Source organism: Acidaminococcus nyctereutis (assembly GCF_052216985.1).
Classification (GTDB): domain Bacteria; phylum Bacillota; class Negativicutes; order Acidaminococcales; family Acidaminococcaceae; genus Acidaminococcus; species Acidaminococcus fermentans_A.
Window position 1 is genome coordinate 128616 of the sequence record NZ_JBQOUY010000004.1, and the last position, 19863, is coordinate 148478.

Annotated in this window: 16 protein-coding genes, 1 tRNA gene and 1 riboswitch; of the genes, 15 read left to right on the forward strand and 2 right to left on the reverse strand. The window is 52.0% G+C overall.

From position 1 onward, the window contains the following. Genes pheA through ACTUHY_RS03875 form a run of 3 tightly spaced genes read left to right on the forward strand, consistent with a single transcriptional unit; the run spans position 1 to position 2178 of the window. The gene (gene pheA / locus ACTUHY_RS03865; RefSeq protein WP_442826667.1) at positions 1–855 is read left to right on the forward strand and encodes a prephenate dehydratase; all 855 of its coding nucleotides are present in this window, start codon (positions 1–3) and stop codon (positions 853–855) included. After that, positions 852–1685, forward strand: a complete 834-nt coding sequence (locus ACTUHY_RS03870; RefSeq protein ID WP_442826668.1) for a shikimate dehydrogenase family protein — start codon at positions 852–854, stop codon at positions 1683–1685. The genes pheA and ACTUHY_RS03870 overlap by 4 nt, the downstream gene beginning before the upstream one ends. Further along, entirely contained in the window at positions 1678–2178 is a 501-nt protein-coding gene (locus tag ACTUHY_RS03875; RefSeq protein ID WP_442826669.1) for a shikimate kinase, read from the forward strand. The genes ACTUHY_RS03870 and ACTUHY_RS03875 overlap by 8 nt, the downstream gene beginning before the upstream one ends. Positions 2179–2191: 13 nt before the next feature. Here ACTUHY_RS03875 and ACTUHY_RS03880 read toward each other — a convergent pair whose 3' ends face one another. After that, positions 2192–3244 carry a mechanosensitive ion channel family protein gene (locus ACTUHY_RS03880; RefSeq protein ID WP_442826670.1) on the reverse strand — a complete coding sequence of 351 codons (1053 nt, stop codon included), beginning with the start codon at positions 3242–3244 and terminating at the stop codon, positions 2192–2194. Positions 3245–3357: 113 nt separating this feature from the next. Between ACTUHY_RS03880 and ACTUHY_RS03885 the strand changes: the two genes are divergently transcribed. From ACTUHY_RS03885 to ACTUHY_RS03900, 4 genes are all read left to right on the forward strand, one after another. Further along, complete coding sequence (locus ACTUHY_RS03885) at positions 3358–4587, forward strand: glycerate kinase type-2 family protein (RefSeq protein WP_442826671.1); 1230 nt, start codon at positions 3358–3360, stop codon at positions 4585–4587. A gap of 417 nt (positions 4588–5004) precedes the next feature. Next, positions 5005–6297: an amidohydrolase gene (locus tag ACTUHY_RS03890; protein ID WP_442826683.1), complete on the forward strand. Its 1293-nt coding sequence runs from the start codon at positions 5005–5007 to the stop codon at positions 6295–6297. Next, positions 6290–7090 carry a DUF3100 domain-containing protein gene (locus ACTUHY_RS03895; protein ID WP_442826672.1) on the forward strand — a complete coding sequence of 267 codons (801 nt, stop codon included), beginning with the start codon at positions 6290–6292 and terminating at the stop codon, positions 7088–7090. Before ACTUHY_RS03890 ends, ACTUHY_RS03895 begins: the two co-directional genes overlap by 8 nt. After that, positions 7087–7542: a DUF340 domain-containing protein gene (locus tag ACTUHY_RS03900; protein WP_442826673.1), complete on the forward strand. Its 456-nt coding sequence runs from the start codon at positions 7087–7089 to the stop codon at positions 7540–7542. Before ACTUHY_RS03895 ends, ACTUHY_RS03900 begins: the two co-directional genes overlap by 4 nt. Positions 7543–7594: 52 nt before the next feature. Here the strand turns inward: ACTUHY_RS03900 and thiC are convergent, their stop codons facing one another. Beyond that, the gene (thiC, locus tag ACTUHY_RS03905; protein ID WP_442826674.1) at positions 7595–8902 is read right to left on the reverse strand and encodes a phosphomethylpyrimidine synthase ThiC; all 1308 of its coding nucleotides are present in this window, start codon (positions 8900–8902) and stop codon (positions 7595–7597) included. Positions 8903–8967: 65 nt separating this feature from the next. Then, a riboswitch (TPP riboswitch) is annotated at positions 8968–9064 on the reverse strand. Between the two features lie 209 nt (positions 9065–9273). On the opposite strand from thiC, the gene nifJ reads away from it, so the two are divergent. The 8 genes from nifJ to ACTUHY_RS03945 all read left to right on the forward strand — a co-directional run bounded on the left by nifJ (position 9274) and on the right by ACTUHY_RS03945 (position 19627). Next, complete coding sequence (gene nifJ / locus ACTUHY_RS03910) at positions 9274–12789, forward strand: pyruvate:ferredoxin (flavodoxin) oxidoreductase (RefSeq protein WP_442826675.1); 3516 nt, start codon at positions 9274–9276, stop codon at positions 12787–12789. A gap of 208 nt (positions 12790–12997) precedes the next feature. Beyond that, on the forward strand, positions 12998–14581 hold the full coding sequence (locus ACTUHY_RS03915; protein WP_442826684.1) for a Na/Pi cotransporter family protein: 1584 nt from the start codon (positions 12998–13000) through the stop codon (positions 14579–14581). Between the two features lie 97 nt (positions 14582–14678). After that, complete coding sequence (locus ACTUHY_RS03920; RefSeq protein WP_442826685.1) at positions 14679–15224, forward strand: LOG family protein; 546 nt, start codon at positions 14679–14681, stop codon at positions 15222–15224. Between the two features lie 23 nt (positions 15225–15247). Beyond that, positions 15248–15322 (forward strand) — tRNA-Gly (locus ACTUHY_RS03925). A 143-nt stretch (positions 15323–15465) separates the two neighbouring features. Further along, on the forward strand, positions 15466–16215 hold the full coding sequence (locus tag ACTUHY_RS03930) for a glycosyltransferase family 2 protein (RefSeq protein WP_442826676.1): 750 nt from the start codon (positions 15466–15468) through the stop codon (positions 16213–16215). A gap of 33 nt (positions 16216–16248) precedes the next feature. Next, the gene (locus tag ACTUHY_RS03935; protein WP_442826677.1) at positions 16249–17178 is read left to right on the forward strand and encodes a glycosyltransferase family 8 protein; all 930 of its coding nucleotides are present in this window, start codon (positions 16249–16251) and stop codon (positions 17176–17178) included. A gap of 20 nt (positions 17179–17198) precedes the next feature. Beyond that, the gene (locus tag ACTUHY_RS03940) at positions 17199–18404 is read left to right on the forward strand and encodes an O-antigen ligase family protein (protein WP_442826678.1); all 1206 of its coding nucleotides are present in this window, start codon (positions 17199–17201) and stop codon (positions 18402–18404) included. A 212-nt stretch (positions 18405–18616) separates the two neighbouring features. After that, on the forward strand, positions 18617–19627 hold the full coding sequence (locus ACTUHY_RS03945; RefSeq protein WP_442826679.1) for a glycosyltransferase family 8 protein: 1011 nt from the start codon (positions 18617–18619) through the stop codon (positions 19625–19627). Positions 19628–19863: the final 236 nt, after the last annotated feature.

Genomic DNA, 19863 nt, shown 5'->3' on the forward strand with positions numbered 1-19863 from the left:
ATGGCTGAAGAAACCATTCCTGTGGGGTATCAGGGGGTGCCAGGGGCCTACAGCCATCTGGCCCTCCGGATGTATTTTGCTGGAAAACCGGTAGAAGCCAAGAACTTCATGCTGTTCGAAGATGTGATCCAGGCCGTGATGGATGGAAAAGTCCGGTATGGAGTGCTGCCCATCGAGAATTCGTCCACGGGAGGGATCACCGATGTGTACGACTTGGTCCGGCGGTATGGGGCTTCCATCGTGGGAGAAAAAATCGTCAAGGTGGAACACTGCCTCCTGGCCTGTCCAGGATCTAAACTGGAAGGAATCACAGAAGTCTATTCCCATCCCCAAGGGTTTTCCCAGTGCCAGGTGTTCTTCAAGGAACATCCTGCCATGCGGCAGTTCAATTATTTCAATACGGCTAAGGCGGCGGAACTGGTGGCCCAGAAAAAAGACCCCCATATGGCGGCTGTAGCCGGCGCCCAGGCGGCCGAACAGTATGGGCTGGTGATCCTGGCCCGGGGCATCAACACCAACCAGAGCAATTATACACGGTTCATCATCATCAGCCAGCATCGGGAACTGCTTCCGGAAGCCGATAAGATCACCCTGATCGTCAGCCTGAAGCATCAGCCCGGATCCCTGTACCGGGTCCTGTCCCACTTTGCCCGGCATCAGATCAATATGACCAATATCGAATCCCGGCCCATACCGGGACGGCCCTGGGAATATTACTTCCACATCGACATCACCGGCCATCTGACGGATCCGGCGGTGCAGAAAGCCCTGGGAGATCTGCCGGAAGACACTACAGAATGCAAGATCCTGGGGAACTATCCGGCAGACCATAGAAAGGATGAAAAAGAATCATGAAATTTGGATTATTGGGAAGGGTGCTGGGACATAGCCTGTCGCCCCAGATCCACCAGGCGGTCTTCCGGGCCCTGGGCACAGAGGATACCTATGGACTCTTGGAACGGGAACCGGAAGAGGTGGTTTCTTTTGTCCGGGATAATCCGGAGGGGCTCCGGGGCAGCAATGTGACCATTCCCTATAAGGAAACGGTGATTCCCTATCTGACGGCTATTGCAGGCGAAGCTGAAAAGATCGGGGCGGTGAATACCCTGTCTTTCACTCCCGAAGGGGTGAAGGGGTACAATACAGACTATCTGGGCTTCGACCGGATGCTCCAGGCGGCGGGAATCTCTCTGGAGGGAGCGGAAGTCACTGTCTTGGGGAATGGAGGGGCGGCTAAGGCAGTGCTGCAGGTATTGGCGGACCGCAGAGCGGCTTCCCTCCGGATACTGGTCCGGGACAAGGCAAAAGCGGAGAAGGCATTGGCACGTTTCCTGGCCCAGCGGCCGGATACCTTGCTGGAGACCTATGAAGAAGCCCTGGCCGGAAAAGCAGGGGGCCTGGTGATCATCAACACTACCCCGGTGGGTATGTTCCCCAAAGTGGGAGCCAGCCCGGTGCCGGAAGATTTCACGGCCCGGTTCGCTGCGGCCGTGGATATTATCTACAATCCGGGAGAGACCCGGTTCCTGGCGGATGCCCGGAAGGCGGGGGCACGGACCTGCAATGGGCTGTACATGCTGGTGGCCCAGGCGATAGCTTCCGAAGAAATCTGGCAGCAGAAAAAAATAGATCCGGATTTGATTCCGGAAATCATGAAACAACTGGAGGAAACATTCCATGGCTAATATCGTACTCATCGGCATGCCCGGTGCCGGCAAGACCACCATCGGACGGAAACTGGGCAAAGCTCTGGGACGGCCGGTGCTGGATGCGGATGACAAAGTGGTGGAGCAGACCGGACGGACCATCAAGGATTTGTTCCAGGAAGGGGAAGACGTGTTCCGCCAGGCTGAGACAGCTGCTGTGAAGACCCTGGCGGCTATGGACGGCATCATCATTTCCTGCGGAGGCGGGGTAGTGAAACGGCCGGAAAACATTGCTTTCCTCCAGGCAACGGGCAAGATCTTTTTCCTGAACCGGGACCTGGAAGCCATTGCCGGCTGTGTGGACAAAGTGACCCGGCCCCTGCTGAATTCTGCAGAAGACCGGCTCACCCAGCTGTACCGAGAACGGATGCCCCTTTATTTGAAATACGCCGATTACACCATCCCCGTGGACGAAGATTTCGACAAGACCACGGAGTATATCGTTGAACTGGTGAAGAAGGAAAAAATTTAAAAAGGACTGTTGCTCACGCAACAGTCCCTTTTTCAATATACACACTGGTGCTGGGAAAGGCGGCGCTGGTGCCCGTCTCTTCCAGCAGTTTCATCAGTTCCAGATTGATCCGTTCCTTGCTTTTCATGTACTTGTCGTAGCCGGTATGGCAGCAATAGCAGACGATGCTGATGTCCAGGCTGCTGGCCCCCATATTGGAAAACGCTACAGTAATCCCTTCATCTACGATGTCCGGATCCTGTTGGAGGAATTCCGTGATCTTCCGGACAAGTTCCTGCATCTGCTCCCGGGTGCTGTCATAGGTGACACCCAGGGTCATTTCCAGCCGCCGCATGTGCCGGTTGGTGAAATTCTGGATGGGGGTGCTGATGATCAGGGAATTGGGGATGTACACCAGGGCCTGGGTGAAGGTCCGTACATTGGTGCTGCGGAAGGAGATGGATTCCACGATCCCTTCCACATTGTTGCAGATGATCCAGTCCCCTACATGGAAGGGCTGGTCCATGAGAATCACCAGGCAGGCGAAGATGTTGGCCAGAGAATCCTTGGCTGCCAGGGAGACGGCCAGCCCGCCGATGGAGAGCCCAGCGATGAACCCGCTGATGTTGAAGCCCCAGGTGCTAAGGACGGTGGCCAGGGCAAAGAAAAGAATCAGAGCATGAAAGAAAGAAGAGAACAGGCCGCTGATGGCCGGATCTAATTTTTTGCCGGATTTGTTGAAAAAGTGGTTGAAGATTACATTGGTGGTGGAACTGAAATTGTACAGGCTCCAGTAAAAGGCGATGATCAGCAGAGAAGATACGGAGTTGGAAACAAAGGTCGTCTGGGCCAATCGTTCCCAGGGAGAATTGGCCAGGGCTGTATAAGTCCCGAAAACCCCGATGGCCATCCGGCCGGGCCGATAAACCGCTTCAGCGATGTTTTCATCAGCGGCAAAGGGCAGTTTATCCAGGATGAACCGGATGACCCGGATGCTGACGATCCGGAAGCCGATGTAAAACAGGACCGTCACCCCTAGAATCAGGAGGGCTGGCAGCCAGGCAAGAAAATCATGATAGAGAGTCATGGGAATGCTCCTTTTTGAGGGGATTTTGCTCTCATTGTACCATTCCTCCGGCGGCTGGTGCAAGAATATGCTATAATGAAGAAAATCGTGATTCAGGTGAGGGGGAACACTTCATGACGCTGCGAGAAGATGCAGAAATCATTATGCAAAAAGCCATCCGGGCCTCTCTGCCGGATGCGGCTGTGGCAAAGGCTTTGGAACATAAAGAATTCGGCAAAGGGAAAATCATCCTGGTAGCCATCGGCAAAGCAGCCTGGCAGATGGCCAAAACAGCGATGGGAATCCTGGACGGACGGATTTCCGCCGGGATCGTGATCACCAAGTACGGCCACAGCAAAGGAGCTCTGCCCCCTTTGGAAATCTGGGAAGCCGGACATCCGGTGCCGGATGAGAATTCCCTGCAAGCCACCCAGCGGGCCATCGAATTGGTCCAGGACCTCCAGGAGGAGGATACGGTGCTGTTTCTGATCAGCGGCGGAGGGTCAGCCCTTTTCGAAAAACCGCTGATTTCTTTGAAGGAACTCCAGGCGATTACCTCCGATTTATTGGCCAGTGGGGCGGACATCGTTTCCATGAATACCATACGGAAGCGGCTGAGCAGCGTCAAGGGAGGGAAGTTTGCCCGTCTCTGTGCGCCGGCAAGAGTCTATGCCATCGTCCTCAGCGATATCATCGGGGATCCGCTGGATATGATCGCTTCCGGCCCGGCTTATCCGGATTCTTCCACTTGTGAGGAAGCCATGGCTGCCATCCGGAAGTTCAAGATCATGCTGCCGGCTGATGCGGAAAGGGCCCTCCGGGAAGAAACACCCAAGACCCTGGACAATGTGGAGACGGTGATCACTGGCAGTGTGACGGAACTGGCGGCTGCAGGCCGGAAGGCAGCAGAAAGCTTGGGATATAGAACCTGGCTTTTGACGACCAGCCTGAACTGCCAAGCCAAGGAAGCTGGCAGCTTCCTGGCGGCCATCGGCCGGCAGTATGCTTCCAGCGGAAAGAAGCTGGCCGTGCTGGCCGGGGGAGAGACCGTGGTCCATCTCCATGGCAGAGGCAAAGGGGGCCGGAACCAGGAAATGGCCCTGGCTGCAGCAGAGGGAATCGCCGGGTTAGATAATGTGGCGGTATTCTCCTTCGGCAGCGATGGGACGGATGGACCTACCGACGCGGCGGGCGGTTTTGCGGACGGCTGTACGAAACAGCAGCTGGCAGAACAGGGAGTGGCCATTTCTGACGTGTTGGACCAGAACGATGCCTACCACGCCTTAGAAAAGACGGGAGGCCTCCTGATCACCGGCGCTACCGGGACCAATGTGAACGATCTGAGTGTGCTGCTCATTGGGTGAAGCTGCTGGGGAAGCAGCAGCGGCTGTTCATACGCCATACGCCGATGGAAGCTAGCTCTGCTGGCTTTGATCAACAGGAAAAGCTGTAGGGTCGCACGCCGGGCAGCATGCCTGACTGCCGATTATTTGTGCATTGAGCTTTTTGTTATTGCAAAATCAATTTGCCAAAATTGATTTTCAAAAGCGTATGACGTATGGCGTCTGACCTATGACGAAGGGAGTGTTGTACATGGTTTTCCATGTGCAACGCTCCCTTTCTTTTACACTTAATTTGTAACAAAATCGAGTGCTTATATAAAATAATGTAAATTTATTGATAAAAATATGAAATAAGAGTATTATAATGACGTACAAATATTTTTCATTAGGGGAGTGGAGATTACGGATAAGGAAGCATTGAAACAAAAAGTGTTCAAGATGATCGACGATTCTGCACAGGAACTGCAGGATTATGCAGCAGATGTGGCTTCTGAGCCGGAATTCGGCTTCAAAGAATTCAAGACTTCTGCAAAACTGGCAGCACAGTTCGACAAACTGGGAATCCCCTATCGCAAGGGTATGGCCATCACAGCCGTCAAAGGGGTGCTGAAGGGCGGGAAACCCGGCCCTACCATCGCCATCCTGGGTGAATTGGATGCCATCGGCTGTCCGGATCATCCCAAAGCGGATCCGGATACAGGGGCTGCTCATGCCTGCGGCCATCACATGCAGCAGTCTTCCATGCTGGCAGCTGCCTACGGGCTGGCCAAGACCGGGGTTATGAAGGATTTGTGCGGTAATGTGGTGTTCTTCGGGGTGCCGGCGGAAGAATACGTCCAGATTGCTTACCGGAAAAAGCTGCGGAAGGAGGGGAAGCTCCATTTTCTCCATGGAAAAGGAGAATTGATCTATGAAGGGGAATTCGATGGCATCGACATGGCCATGATGATCCATTCCCAGAAAAAGACTCCGGAGCCGGTGGTGGCCATTGGCACCAGCAGCAACGGATTCATCGGCAAGACCATCCAGTATGTGGGGAAAGCCGCTCATGCTGCTGATGCTCCGGACCAGGGAATTAACGCCTTGAATGCTGCTATGCTGGGAATCATGGGAATCAATGCCCTGCGGGAGACTTTCCGGGATGACGATGCTATTCGGGTCCATCCCATCATCACCAAAGGCGGGGATCTGGTGAACAATGTGCCCGACGATGTGCGGATCGAGACCTATGTCCGGGCCAAGACCATGGAAGCCATCGATCGGACCAACGCCAAGGTAGATGCAGCTCTGAAAGCCGGGGGAGCGGCCATCGGTGCCAAGGTGAACATCGATACCCTGCCCGGCCAGTTGCCTCTCATCTGCAACCAGGAAATGAATGAACTGTTCGTCCACAATGCCCAGGAAGCGTTCCCAGCGGTGAAGATCACCAATGCCGGTCATTTCAGTGCTTCCACGGACATGGGAGATGTATCCCATCTGATGCCGGCCATCCATCCGTTCATTGGTGGGGTGGATGGATTGCTCCACGGACCGGATTTCAAAGTGGTGGATTTCAAGGCAGCAGCTTTGCTGCCCGGGAAAGCCTTTGCCGGCATGGTCATCGACCTGTTGAGCGACGATGCCAAGGAAGCCAAAAAGATACTGAAAGATTTCAAACCGGCGCTTACCAAAGAACAGTACATTGCCAAACTGGACAGCTATTTCAGCGAGGAGGAACCCGACCATGATTAACTGGAAACTGCATATTACGGCTATGGCCCTGGTAGTCATTGCAGAACTGATCGGCATCAAGTCCTTCAGCCTGGGGCCGGGGAAAGTGGTATTCGTCCCCATGCTCTATGCCTTGATCTTGGGGATTCTGACCACTCCTAACTTTTTCAAACTGTCCAAGCAGAAGGATATGGAAGACGCTGGGTCCCTGGTAGGCATCACCCTGATGCTGCTTATGGCCCGGTACGGGACCTTGGTAGGACCTACCCTGCCGAAAATCATCAGCGCCAGCCCTGCCCTGATCCTCCAGGAATTCGGGAACCTGGGGACGGTGTTCTTGGGAGTGCCTCTAGCGGTGGCCTTCGGACTGAAACGGGAGACCATCGGTGCGGCCCATTCCATCGCTCGGGAACCCAATGTGGCCCTGATCGGTGAAAAATACGGCTTGGATACCCCGGAAGGCCGGGGTGTCATGAGCGTGTACATTGCAGGGACTGTCTGTGGCACCGTGTTTTTCGGGATCATGGCTTCCTTCCTAGCTGCTCTGAAGGTCTTCCATCCCTATTCTCTGGCCATGGCTTCCGGGGTGGGGAGCGCCAGCATGATGTCCGCTTCCCTGGGGACACTCACCGTCATGTATCCGGAAATGGCTGACCAGCTGGCTGCTTTTGCTACCGCTTCCAATATGCTTTCCGGTCTGGACGGGGTGTATATGGCCGTGTTCCTGGCCCTGCCCATAACGGAATGGCTCTATAAGAAATGCTGCATCATCAAATACGGTCATGTACTGACCAAAGAGGAGGAAGGAAAATGAGAACGTTTACCTTGCCTGAAACCACGCTGGTCCTCATCATCACGGCTTTCCTTTCTTTGGTGGCCAATGCTCTTTCCAGCAATATTCCTTTTCTGGACGCTGTACCCGGTATGTTGATCCTGATTGCCATCTCATTGGCGGGGATCATTGCCGCCCGGGTGCTCCCCGGTGGCATCCCGGCAGTGGCTTATATCACAACCTTGGGTTGTATCCTGACTTATCCCGGGTTCCCCGGTTCGGAAATCGTCAATATGTACATGAAGAAAGTGGGCTTCCTGGCCCTGTGTACGCCGATCCTGGCTTATGCAGGAATTTCCATCGGGAAGGATATGGATGCCTTTAAGAAAACGGGCTGGCGGATCGTGGTCCTGGCCTGTGTGATCTTCATCGGCACCTATCTGGGTTCGGCTGTCATCGCCGAAGTGATCCTGAAGGCGCTGGGACAGATTTAAAAAAATAAAAGATAAGGGCTGCTGCATGGCGCAACAGCCCTTATTTTTTTCTTTATTGATTTTTCTTCGCTTTTACTTCATCCATGTATTCGTTCATGATCTTGACGGCACAGTAGTCGCCACACATAGAGCAGTATTCTTCACTGCTCTTGTTCTTGGCGGCTCGGATGGCCTTGGCTTTGACCGGATCAATGGCCAGGCTCAGCTGTTTGTCCCAATCCAGCACCTTCCGGGCTTTGGCCATGGCCAGATCCTGGGCTACAGCGGAAGGCAATCCTTTGGCCACGTCAGCGGCATGCCCGGCGATTCGGGCAGCGACTACCCCTTCCCGGACGTCATTGATGTCCGGCAGTCCCAGGTGTTCAGCGGGAGTCACATAGCACAGGAAGTTGGCGCCGGTGAAGGCAGCCAGGGTACCGCCGATGGCGGAAGTGATATGATCGTAGCCGGGAGCGATATCCGTGACCAGAGGCCCCAACACATAGAAAGGCGCTCCATGGCAGATCCGTTTCTGGAGCTGCATATTGGTGGCAATCTGGTTGTAGGGGACGTGGCCCGGGCCTTCCACCATGACCTGGACTCCTTTGGCCCAAGCCCGCTGGGTCAGTTCGCCCAGGTTCAGCAGTTCCTGGATCTGGGTCCGGTCCGTGGCGTCTGCCAGGCAGCCAGGACGGCAGCCGTCACCCAGGCTGATGGTCACATCGTATTTGGCACAGATGTCCAGGATCTCATCATAGAATTCGTAGAAGGGGTTTTCTTTGCCGTTGTGGAGCATCCAGCCAGACAGGAAAGAACCGCCCCGGCTGACGATATCCATTTCCCGGCCTTCGCTGATCAAGTTGTGGAGGCACTGGCGGGTGAGGCCGCAATGCATGGTCATGAAATCCGCCCCGTCTTTGGCCTGCTGTTCCACTACGGTGAAGATATCGTTCTTGTCCATTTCCGTTACTTTGCCATGGGCTTTGATGGCCTGGACAGTAGCCTGGTAGATGGGCACCGTTCCCACCATGACGGTGGAGTGCTCGATGATGGCTTTCCGGGATGCATCGATGTTGTTGCCGGTGGAAAGATCCATGACGGCATCGGCCCCGGCGTCGATGGCCGCCTTCAGTTTGTCCAGTTCCGGAGCGGGATCCGGGAAAGCGGAAGAAGTACCGATATTGGCATTGACTTTGGTGGAAAGGCCTTCGCCCACTCCACGGGGAATCAGGTTCTTGTGGTTGATGTTGGCGGGGATGCAGATGGTGCCTTTGGCCACTCCATCCCGGATGAACTCAGGGGTTACCCCTTCCTGGCGGGCTACTTCCGCCATCTGGTCCGTGATTTTTCCCTGCAGTGCAGCTTGTCTTTGGGTCAGCATAAAATGAATCCTCCTTCATGGGTATAACAAAAAGGCCGCTTCCCTGGGATGGAAAGCGGCCTGACAAAACAGCCTTACCACTTTCCTTCGGCGGTATTAACCGCATCAGGTTCAAAGGGTCGACCGTCAGGTCTCTCAGCGATAGCGCCCCTAGTGATATTTCAACTTTAACAAAAAAACGAAAAGAATGCAACCGGAAATTTTGCAGGGAAAGTTACAAGTAGTTAGACAATTCATAATAAATTGTCTACAAATAACAAAAAATTTATTTGAGATTCTGTTCATTTTGATATATAATGATAGACGACTAGGGGGACTATGGAAGTCTTACTATCGTAGTCAGTATCTCTTAGAAAGAGGGGCTATTAAAAATGAAAAAAATGAAGACAATGGATGGCAACACCGCGGCCGCATATGCTTCTTATGCGTTTACGGAAGTTGCAGCGATCTACCCGATCACTCCTTCTTCTCCTATGGCAGAAGCAAGTGATGAATGGGCTTCTCATGGTAAGAAGAACATTTTCGATCGCCCGGTACAAATCATGGAAATGCAGTCTGAAGCAGGTGCTGCCGGTGCTGTGCACGGCTCTCTGTCTTCCGGTGCTCTGACCACGACTTATACTGCATCCCAGGGCTTGCTGCTGATGATCCCGAACATGTACAAAATCGCCGGTGAACTGCTGCCTGCAGTATTCGACGTAGCTGCCCGCTGCGTTGCCACCAGCTCTCTGAACATCTTCGGTGACCACAGTGACGTCATGGCTGCACGTCAGACCGGTTTCGCTATGCTGGCTGAAAGCGGCGTCCAGGAAGTTATGGACCTGACTGCAGTTGCTCATCTGTCCGCTATCAAAGGCCATGTTCCTTTCCTGAACTTCTTTGATGGGTTCCGTACTTCTCACGAAATCCAGAAGATCGAACTGCTGGACTATGAAGACCTGAAAAAACTGGTCGACTACGATGAACTGAAGAAATTCCGTGAAAATGCGCTGAACCCGGATCATCCTGTGATCCGCGGCACCAACCAAAACCCGGATATCGACTTCCAGACCCGTGAAGCCGTCAACAAATACTATCTGGCTCTGCCGGAAATCGTTGAAGGCTATATGAACGAAATCAGCAAACTGACCGGCCGTGACTACAAGCTGTTCAACTACACCGGTGCTCCCGATGCTGAAAACGTTGTTGTCATCATGGGCAGCGGCGCTCAGACCGTTGAAGAAGTTGTCAAACTGCTGGTTGCTGAAGGCGAAAAGGTCGGCGTCGTGAACGTCCACCTGTATCGTCCGTTCTCCGAAAAACACTTCTTCGAAGCTATGCCGAAGACTGTGAAACGGATCGCTGTCCTGGATCGGACCAAGGAACCTGGTTCCAACGGTGAACCTCTGTACCTGGATGTCCGTGATATGTTCTACAACAAGGCTGAACGGCCTCTGATCGTCGGCGGCCGCTATGGCCTGGGCTCCAAGGAATTCTATCCTGGCGATGTCCTGGCTGTGTTCGACAACCTGAAGGCTGCTGAACCCAAAGACCACTTCACCGTAGGCATTGTGGATGATGTGACCAACACCTCCCTGGCAAAAGAAAAGACCCTGGATATCACCCCGAAAGGGACCGTATCCTGCAAGTTCTGGGGCCTGGGATCCGATGGTACCGTTGGTGCCAACAAGATGGCCATCAAGATCATCGGCGATAAAACCGACATGTACGCTCAGGGCTACTTCGCTTACGACTCCAAGAAGTCCGGCGGTATCACCGTATCCCACCTGCGTTTCGGCCATACGCCGATCCATATGCCGTTCCTGATCAACTATGCTGACTATGTAGCTGTGCACAATCCTTCTTATGTACATCGTTACAATGTAGCCAACGGCCTGAAAAAAGGCGGCGTATTCCTGCTGAACTGCCCTTGGACTGTTGAAGAACTGGATAAGGAACTGCCTGGCCAGCTGAAACGCTACCTGGCTGTGAACGATATCCAATTCTACACCATCGATGCTGTGAAGATCGCTTCCGACATCGGTCTGGGCGGCCGGATCAACATGATCATGCAGTCCGCATTCTTCAAACTGGCTAACGTCATCCCCGTGGAAGACGCTGTGAAGTACCTGAAAGAATCCATCGTCGCTTCCTATGGCAAGAAAGGCCAGAAGGTCGTCGACATGAACAACGCTGCTGTGGATCAGGGCGTCAACGCCATCAAGAAGATCGACATCCCTGCTGAATGGGCTAATGCTCAGGATGAACCGCTGTACAAGAAGATCGGCAACGATTTCTATGACAATATCATGATCCCCATGACGGAACAAGAAGGCGACAGCCTGCCGGTCAGCACCCTGATGGGCCAGGCCAATGGTACCTTCCCGTCCGGTACTGCTGCTCTGGAAAAACGCGGTATTGCCATCAACGTTCCTGAATGGAACATTGAAAACTGCATCCAGTGCAACCAGTGCGCCATCATGTGCCCGCATGCTGCTATCCGTCCGTTCCTGCTGACTGACGAAGAAGTCAAGAACGCTCCGGAAGGCCTGAAGACCAAACCGGCTCTGGGTGCAAAAGGCCTGAACTTCTGCATCACCGTGAGCCCCATGGACTGCCAAGGCTGCTCCAACTGCGTGGATGCCTGCCCGGGCATGAGAGGCAACAAGGCTCTGGCCATGAAACCTTTCGCTACCCAGGAAGGCCGTGCTCCCATCTGGGATTATGTGGTCAACAAGGTTGCTCCGAAAGCCAACCCCATGTCCACTGCTACTGTCAAGGGCTCTCAGTTCGAACAGCCCCTGCTGGAATTCTCCGGTGCCTGCGCTGGCTGCGGCGAAACCCCGTATGCCAAACTGGTTACCCAGCTGGTCGGTGACCGCATGATGATCGCCAACGCTACCGGCTGCTCCTCCATTTGGGCTGCCGCTGCTCCTTCCATGCCGTACACCACCAACCATAAAGGCCATGGTCCTGCTTGGTCCAACTCCCTGTTCGAAGACAACGCTGAATTCGGTCTGGGCATGTATCTGGGCGTAAAGGCTGTCCGGGATCGTCTGGTAGACGAAATGAAGGCTGCTGAAGCTGTTGCTTCCGCTGACCTGAAGGCTGCCATGGAAGACTGGATCGCCAACAAGGACGAAGGCGAAGGCTCTCGTGCCCGCGCTGAAAAGCTGGAAGCACTGCTGGAAGCTGAAAAAGCCGGCAAACCGGAACTGGAAAAACTGTATGAATCCAAACAGTTCTTCGTGAAACGTTCTCAGTGGATCTTCGGCGGCGACGGCTGGTCCTACGATATCGGTTACGGCGGACTGGATCACGTACTGGCCTCCGGCGATGATGTAAACGTGATGGTATTCGATACCGAAGTTTACTCCAACACCGGCGGACAATCCTCCAAGTCCACTCCTGAAGCAGCTGTTGCTCAGTTCGCTGCTTCCGGTAAACGCACCAAGAAGAAGGACCTGGGCATGATGGCTATGACCTATGGTTATGTCTATGTAGCTCAGATCAACCTGGGTGCTGATAAGAACCAGGCTCTGAAGGCCATCCGGGAAGCAGAAGCTTACCATGGTCCTTCCCTGATCATCTGCTACAGCCCCTGCATCAACCACGGCATCAAGAGAGGTATGAACCACTCCTTCCTGGAAGCCAAGGCTGCTGTTGACTGCGGTTACTGGAGCTGCTTCCGGTACAACCCGACCCTGAAGGCTGAAGGCAAGAAGTCCTTCTTCCTGGACAGCACCAAGACTCCGAACTTCGATGAATTCGAAAACTTCCTGAAGGGCGAAGTCCGGTATGCTTCCCTGGCCAAAGGGTTCCCTGACATTGCAGAAGATCTGTATGCCAAGACCAAGAAAGACGCTGAAGAACGTCTGGCTGGCTATGTAAAACTGGACGCTGAATAAGCTTCATTTCTTCAAAATCTCCTGTCACGCAAGTGACAGGAGATTTTTTTGCAGAAAAATGTTCAGAATGTTGCATGTTTCTGCTTAGAACTGGTGTAAATCTTTGAGATGTGGTAGAATCAAGACGTATCACCATTCATTCGGCTTATGAGAACAATTGAAAACGCAAACTGCGGAGGAGATTATCTTGGTTCAGCTTTTCTTATTCTTGGGCGGTATTTCTCTTTTCCTGTACGGGATGCAATTAATGGGGGACGGTCTGCAGCAGGCAGCTGGGGCAAAACTCCAGAAAATCCTGGGGCAGCTGACGAAAAAGACCATCTATGGGGTGGCTCTGGGGGCTGGCGTCACAGCTGTACTCCAGTCATCCAGTGCAACCACAGTCATGACTGTGGGCTTGGTCAATGCCGGCCTGATGAATTTGGAACAGGCATTCGGGATCGTCATGGGGGCCAATATCGGGACCACCATGACTGCACAGCTGATTGCCTTCAATTTGACGGATTATATTACCCTGATCATTGCCATCGGATTCGTCATGCAGATCGTGTGTCGGAAACGGACCTTGAAGAATCTGGGTTCTGTACTTTTGGGCTTCGGGATCCTGATGCTAGGCATGAGTATGATGAGCAACGCGGTGATCCCGCTGCGGCAGGATCCCCGGATCGTGGAAATCCTGGGTAAGTTTTCTACCCATCCTATCCTGGGACTGCTCACGGGTCTGGTTATGACACTGGTGATCCAATCCTCTTCCGCCACCATCGGTATCCTGATGGCCATGGCCAGCCAAGGATTGATTCCCTTGGAAGGAGCTATCCCTGTGATTTTGGGGGATAATATCGGGACCTGTATCACTGCGGTCATCGCTACTCTGCAAAGCGGCCTGAACGCCAAGCGGGTGGCCTGCTCCCATGTGATGTTCAACCTCTGCGGCAGTATCATCGCTCTGATCCTGCTTCCTTTCTTCATTTCCTTTGTGAAGGATGTTTCTCCGGCAGGGAATATCGGGCGGCAGATCGCTAATGCCCATACCACTTTCAACGTGGTGAACACCTGCATTTTCCTGCCCCTGGCTCCTTACTTTACCCGGTTCATCAAAAAAATCATGCCAGGGGAAGACAATGACATTTCCTACCAGCCTAAGTACCTGGATAAGAACGTGCTGAATACGCCGGCGGTGGCTTTGGGTCTGGCAGCGAAAGAAGTGGTCCGGATGGGGGACCTGTCTCTGGAAAATATCCGGAAATCCTTTGCCTGCGTGGACAATTACAATAAAAAAGATGTGGAATTCATCCTGGAACATGAGCCGGTGATCGACAGCTTGGAAGAGGCAATCACGGTATATCTCACCAAGATGAGCGAAAAGAATATGACCAAAGATATGTCCAACCTCCATACCGGGTTGCTCCATGCCTGCAACGACATCGAACGGATCGGGGACCATGCGGAAATCATCGCCAAACGGGTCCGGAGTATGCGGGAAGATGGGACCACTTTCTCGGCCGAAGCCAACCGGGAAATGAAGGAACTGGAAGTCCTGGTGGTCTCAGCTGCCACCAAGGCCATCAAGGCCCTGGAAACCAACGACAAAGATCTGGCCCGGGAATCCCTGGATTTCTCCCATCAGGTGAAACTGAAACAGAAGGCCATGCGGAAGAGCCATGTGGAACGGCTGAACGAAGGCATCTGTACACCGGAAACCGGCTTTGTGATGCTGGAACTGCTGATCAACATGAAGCGGGTCAGCGACCACAGCAAGAACATTTCTCAGCTGGTGCTGGGGGACTTTTGATGGCTGTCAATGGTCAATTGTCAATTGTCGATTGTCAATGGCCGAAGGATAGGAGCTGCCTGGCGCAGCTCCTTTTTCTATGGAAGAAGGAGAAGATATGAACATCACTGTCTATTTAGGGGCGAATCCGGGGAACCGTCCGGAATATGCCCGTTATGCTTATGAACTGGGACAATGGATCGCCGCTCATGGCCATTCCCTTGTCTATGGGGGCAGCCGCACCGGGCTTATGGGAGAACTGGCTGATGGAGCACTGGGACAGGGCGGCCGGGTCGTGGGGGTGGAACCACGGTTCTTCATGGAAAAGGAACTCCAGCATGAAGGGCTCAGTGAGCTGATCGTTACCGACAATATGGCGGAACGGAAACAGAAGATGTTGGAACTGGGGGATTTGTTTCTAGCTTTCCCCGGAGGCATCGGGACACTGGAAGAAATCAGTGAAGTCATGAGCCGAAACAAACTGGGGATGACGCCGAAGCCTTTTGCCTTCTTGGACTACGAAGACTACTGGCAGCCCATGAAAGTCCTGCTGAAGGAAATGGCAGGGGAGGGGTTCCTGTGGGAAGAATGGGCCGACCAGGTCCCATTTTTGAAGGATTTGGACGGATTGAGAAAATATATTGACAGTATTCCAAAACTGTAATATACTGTACAAGTAATTCAATTGCGGAAGTAGCTCAGTGGTAGAGCATCACCTTGCCAAGGTGGGGGTCGCGAGTTCGAATCTCGTTTTCCGCTCCATAAAATTATAGCGGGGTTATTGCACGTGTGACAATCACATATGCAATAACCCCTTTGTCGTATTGAACAAAAAATTCCCCTTCCGTCTTGCCTTTCCAGTACCTTTAGGGTAGACTAAAATGGAAAGAAAAAAGGAGAATATCATGGGAACCTGTACCGTAGCCATACTGACCAAAAATGAAGAACGCCATATCCTGGATGCCCTGGCTTCCGCCCGTCCCTGTGCCGATCAGCTGCTGGTGGTGGATTCTGGCAGTACGGACCATACAGTGGCCCTGGCCCGGGAAGCAGGGGCTGATATTGTCTTCCGGGAATGGGACAATGATTTTGCAGCCCAGCGGAATTTTGCCCTGTCCCAGGCTACAGGGGATTGGATCCTGTATCTAGATGCGGACGAGCGGCTGACCCCGGCACTGGCGGAAAAAATCAACACCATCAAAGCCGGCAGCATAGACCATCAGTATTCCTTCCGGCGGATTAACATTGCTTTCGGCCATGAGTTCCATCATGGGGCTTTTAGTCCCGACCGGGTGAAGCGGCTGTTTCCCCGGGAAAAGGTCTGCTGGGTAGGGAAAGTCCATGAACGGCCGGAATGTTCTCTGCCGCTGACGGAACTGAAAGAACCGCTGGAGCATTATACCTATGACACCTTTGCCCAGTGGTGGAACAAAGCCGGCCACTATACCACTCTGTGGGCAGAAGAAGCTTACAGCCGGGGGAAAAAGGCTACGGCAGGAACTGCTGCCGGTCATGCCCTGATGGGGATGGTAAAGGCCTATGTGCTGGAAGGGGGCTTCCTGGAAGGGAGCATGGGGTTTGTGGCCACCCTTCAGCACGGCATCTACACAGCCATGAAATACATGAAACTGGCGGAACTTGGCAGGAAAAAGTGACAAGACACAAATAAAGCAAAAGAGGTGACAGAAATGGACGAAATTGCCATTGTGCTGGCTGCAGATGACAATTATGCCCAGCATGGAGCCGTGGCCTGTGCCTCGATTTTGGCCAACCACCGGGGAAACCTTCCGATACATTTTTATTTTTTTAATGATGGGATTTCAGAAGAGAAAAGTGCCGGTCTGGCAGCAACGGTCACCCAACTGAAGGGAACTATTACGTTGATTCCTACGGCCCAAATCGAAGTCAAGGCTTTTATCAGCGGCCATGTGAACCGAGCTGCCTATCTCCGGCTCCTGATCCCGGAACTGGTTCCCCAGAGCCTGCAACGGGTCATCTATCTGGATACGGATCTGGTGGTCCTGGACGATATCCAGGAACTGTGGGACATGGATCTGGGAGGGAAACCATTGGGGGCGGTGCCCGATTTGGGAATCCTGGCTTCCTCCCGGATGCGTCGGCAGAAAGAGGAAACCCTGGGAATCAAAGAAGGGGAACTTTATTTCAATTCAGGAGTGCTGCTCATGGATCTGGCTGTTTGGCGGAAAGAAAATTATGGCCCTCAAGTGATGGACTGTGTAGAGAACGGGAATTTTCGTCACCATGATCAGGATGGTCTCAATAAAGTCTTCCGGAAGAACTGGCAGCTGTTGCCTCTCCGGTGGAATGTGATTCCCCCGGTATTCACTCTGCCGGTGAAGGTGTTGAAAAGGTCCCGTTGGCGGAACTTGGCACTGGAAGCCTTGGAGCGGCCGGCGGTGTTCCATTGGGCCGGCCGGTATAAACCCTGGGAATTCGCTCCCAAAGGCCAGTTCAATGAAAAATATTATACCTATCTGGCACTGACTGCTTTTTCTGGGGCCAAAATGCCCCAGCCGGGCCGGGATATGGGAGGCAAGTCCGTCCTTCGGCAGGAACTGCGGCTGAAGCTGGCTGGATTGTGGAAGAAACTGTTTTAAGAAAGTTGGGGAGTTAAGGAATGTCAGAGGCAACACAGCAGAAAATAATCAAGGCATTGGCAATTTGTGCTGCAGGGATGGCCTGTATGACCCGGATTTCTATGGCACTGGGAGAAGTGCTGAATGGATTGGTTTTGCTGTTTGGATTGCTCCTGTATTATTACAACCGTAAGCAAATCCATCTTTCTCCTGAAGTGAAAGGGTATTTAAGAGCTTATCTCATTTTTGTCCTTTGTACCTTGCCTTCGGTTATTTTTGGAGGGAATATTTCAAAAGGGGTCCATGAATTCCTGCAGATGTGGGTATGGCGGTTTGTAGTTTTTTTACCCATAGTTGTATTTATTAAGAAACGAGATTATCTGATCAACATGCTGACGGCCTACACGGCTGTTTTTGGCGTGGATTGCTTTCTGACGCTGATCCAGGTCCTGTTCCATTTGGGAAATGATGACAGAGGCTGGGGGCTGGGAGGCAGCCAGCTGGGCATTGCCAGCCTTATGTGCATGATGCTGCCCATTACTTTTATCATTCTCTTGGATCCGACCTTTGAAAAACGGCTGAAAAATGTGGCGAGAGTTACACTGATCTGCAACTGGATAGGGCTGTTCTGCAATAAAAGCCGGGGGTCCTGGCTGTCCAATATGATCCTGGTACCTGTGGCCGCATGGAATTATGTCAAACATTCCAAAAAAGCGCTGGCCGTGATAGCCGTGTTTTTCCTGGCTTCCGGTGTGTTTATGGTTTCTTCTCCCAAATATTTAAAACGATTTGAATCTATTGCCAATACCACCACTGACCGATCCAATGGGGACCGGATTGTGGCCTGGAAAGCCTGTATCCAAATGGCAAAAGATCATCCGTTGGCTGGTATTGGATTGGGAAGATGGGGAGAAATGTATGTGCCACAATATTGGACCCCTGAGGATACCCAAAAGCTGCCTCATGCGCACAGTAATTATTTCCATTTGTTGGGAGAGACTGGAAGCATAGGATTTTTGGGTCTTTTATATTTTACAGGTTATTTTACAGTAAAGAGTTTTAGTAACTGGAAAAAAGATAAAAATCCCTATGACTTAATGTTTGGTATTGCTTTTGTTGGGTATGTAGTTATTTTTGGTCAAATTGAATATACTTTGGATTTAACTTCTGGGGTTAGGATTTTATGGCTCTTGGAAGCTGTCATGATAGGGTTAAAACAAAATTCATTAGCATCTGGAAAGATATAATAGTGAAAAAAGATATATCATTGGCGGAATTTCGTTTTATATTTCCTCATATCCTTGAAAAGAACAACCTTGTAAATCTTCAATACAAGGGGACGAGAGATACTTTAAAATCGATTTGCGAAAGGATTTTTTATAACTGGGATGTTTGTGAAAATGATAATGATTATGGAAAATGCTGGATGTAATGTGATGAATAACTCAGGTGGCCAATAATGAAAACATTTGAACCCGGTTTTTTCGATTTGGACAATTTCATCAAGAAACAGGAAACCTTTGATTTCCTGTCCACAGGAGGAAAAGATCCCTGGCATGTTGCCTACAATGTGAACGACCCCTTTTTCCAGATCATGGGGGCGTCCATGGTATCCGTATTGGAGAACAATCCGGGCCATCCTTTTATCTTCCATCTGTTCACCGACGGCTACAGTCGGGACAATGCCGAAAAGGTCCGGACACTGGCAGAAAAATGGCATTGCCGCTGCACCCTTTATGAACTGAATATGGAACCCTTCCAGGATTTCCATGTGAAGGTGGCCCGGTTTTCCCGGATTACCTATGGACGGCTCTATATGGCTAAGGTGCTGAAAAAAGAAACAGACCGGTTCCTGTATCTGGATGCGGATACCATGGTAATCCGGTCCCTGGAGGACCTGTTTGCACTGCCTATGGAAGGCAAGGCCATGGGGGCCGTTTCCGAGCGGCCCAAAGATGCGGCCTATCGGGGCGGCTATCTGAAACTAAAGAACGGGAAGTACTTCAACGATGGAATCATGATCATCAACATTCCGGAATGGGAAAAGCAGGGCATTACGGAAAAGGCCTTTTCTTTCCAGAAGGAACCCCGGGAACGGTTCCTGGGCCAGAGCCAGGATGTGCTGAACCTGACCTTCGATGGGACGAACCTGTTCCTGCCCCCCGTTTACAACGAATTTGGCGGTGGAGAGGATGATCCTGGACATGGGGTGATCATCCACTGGACCGGCCGGCGGAAGCCCTGGCAGATGGTGCTGGCACCCTTCGATGCCCAGTGGCGGCAGTACAATGCACTGTCTCCCTGGGAAACCATCACGAATATTAAACCAATCAAAAAAACGGCTAACTACCATGATTTTTTGCAATGGGGAAAATATCAAAAGGGACAAGGAAATACGAGTGGTTTTATTTATGGTGTTTTTTGGTATGGAATCTTGAGAACCTTATATAAGTTAGGGGATAAAGAGTAATGTTAAAGAGATTTAGATTCAAAGATATCGAATTTCAAAATATCTGGGTAGATCTATACAAAAATAATCCATATTTATTTCCATTTTCATCTTATGAGTACAATGAACAAGTCAAGTCCATATTTGTGTGTAAATTTCCTTTAGGTATTCAAAACACTATGCTGCCGCCATATTTTGCTGCCGGATAGCGGCTCTTCTCAGTTCAGACGGCGTATTAGATGCCATCATCTCCGCAT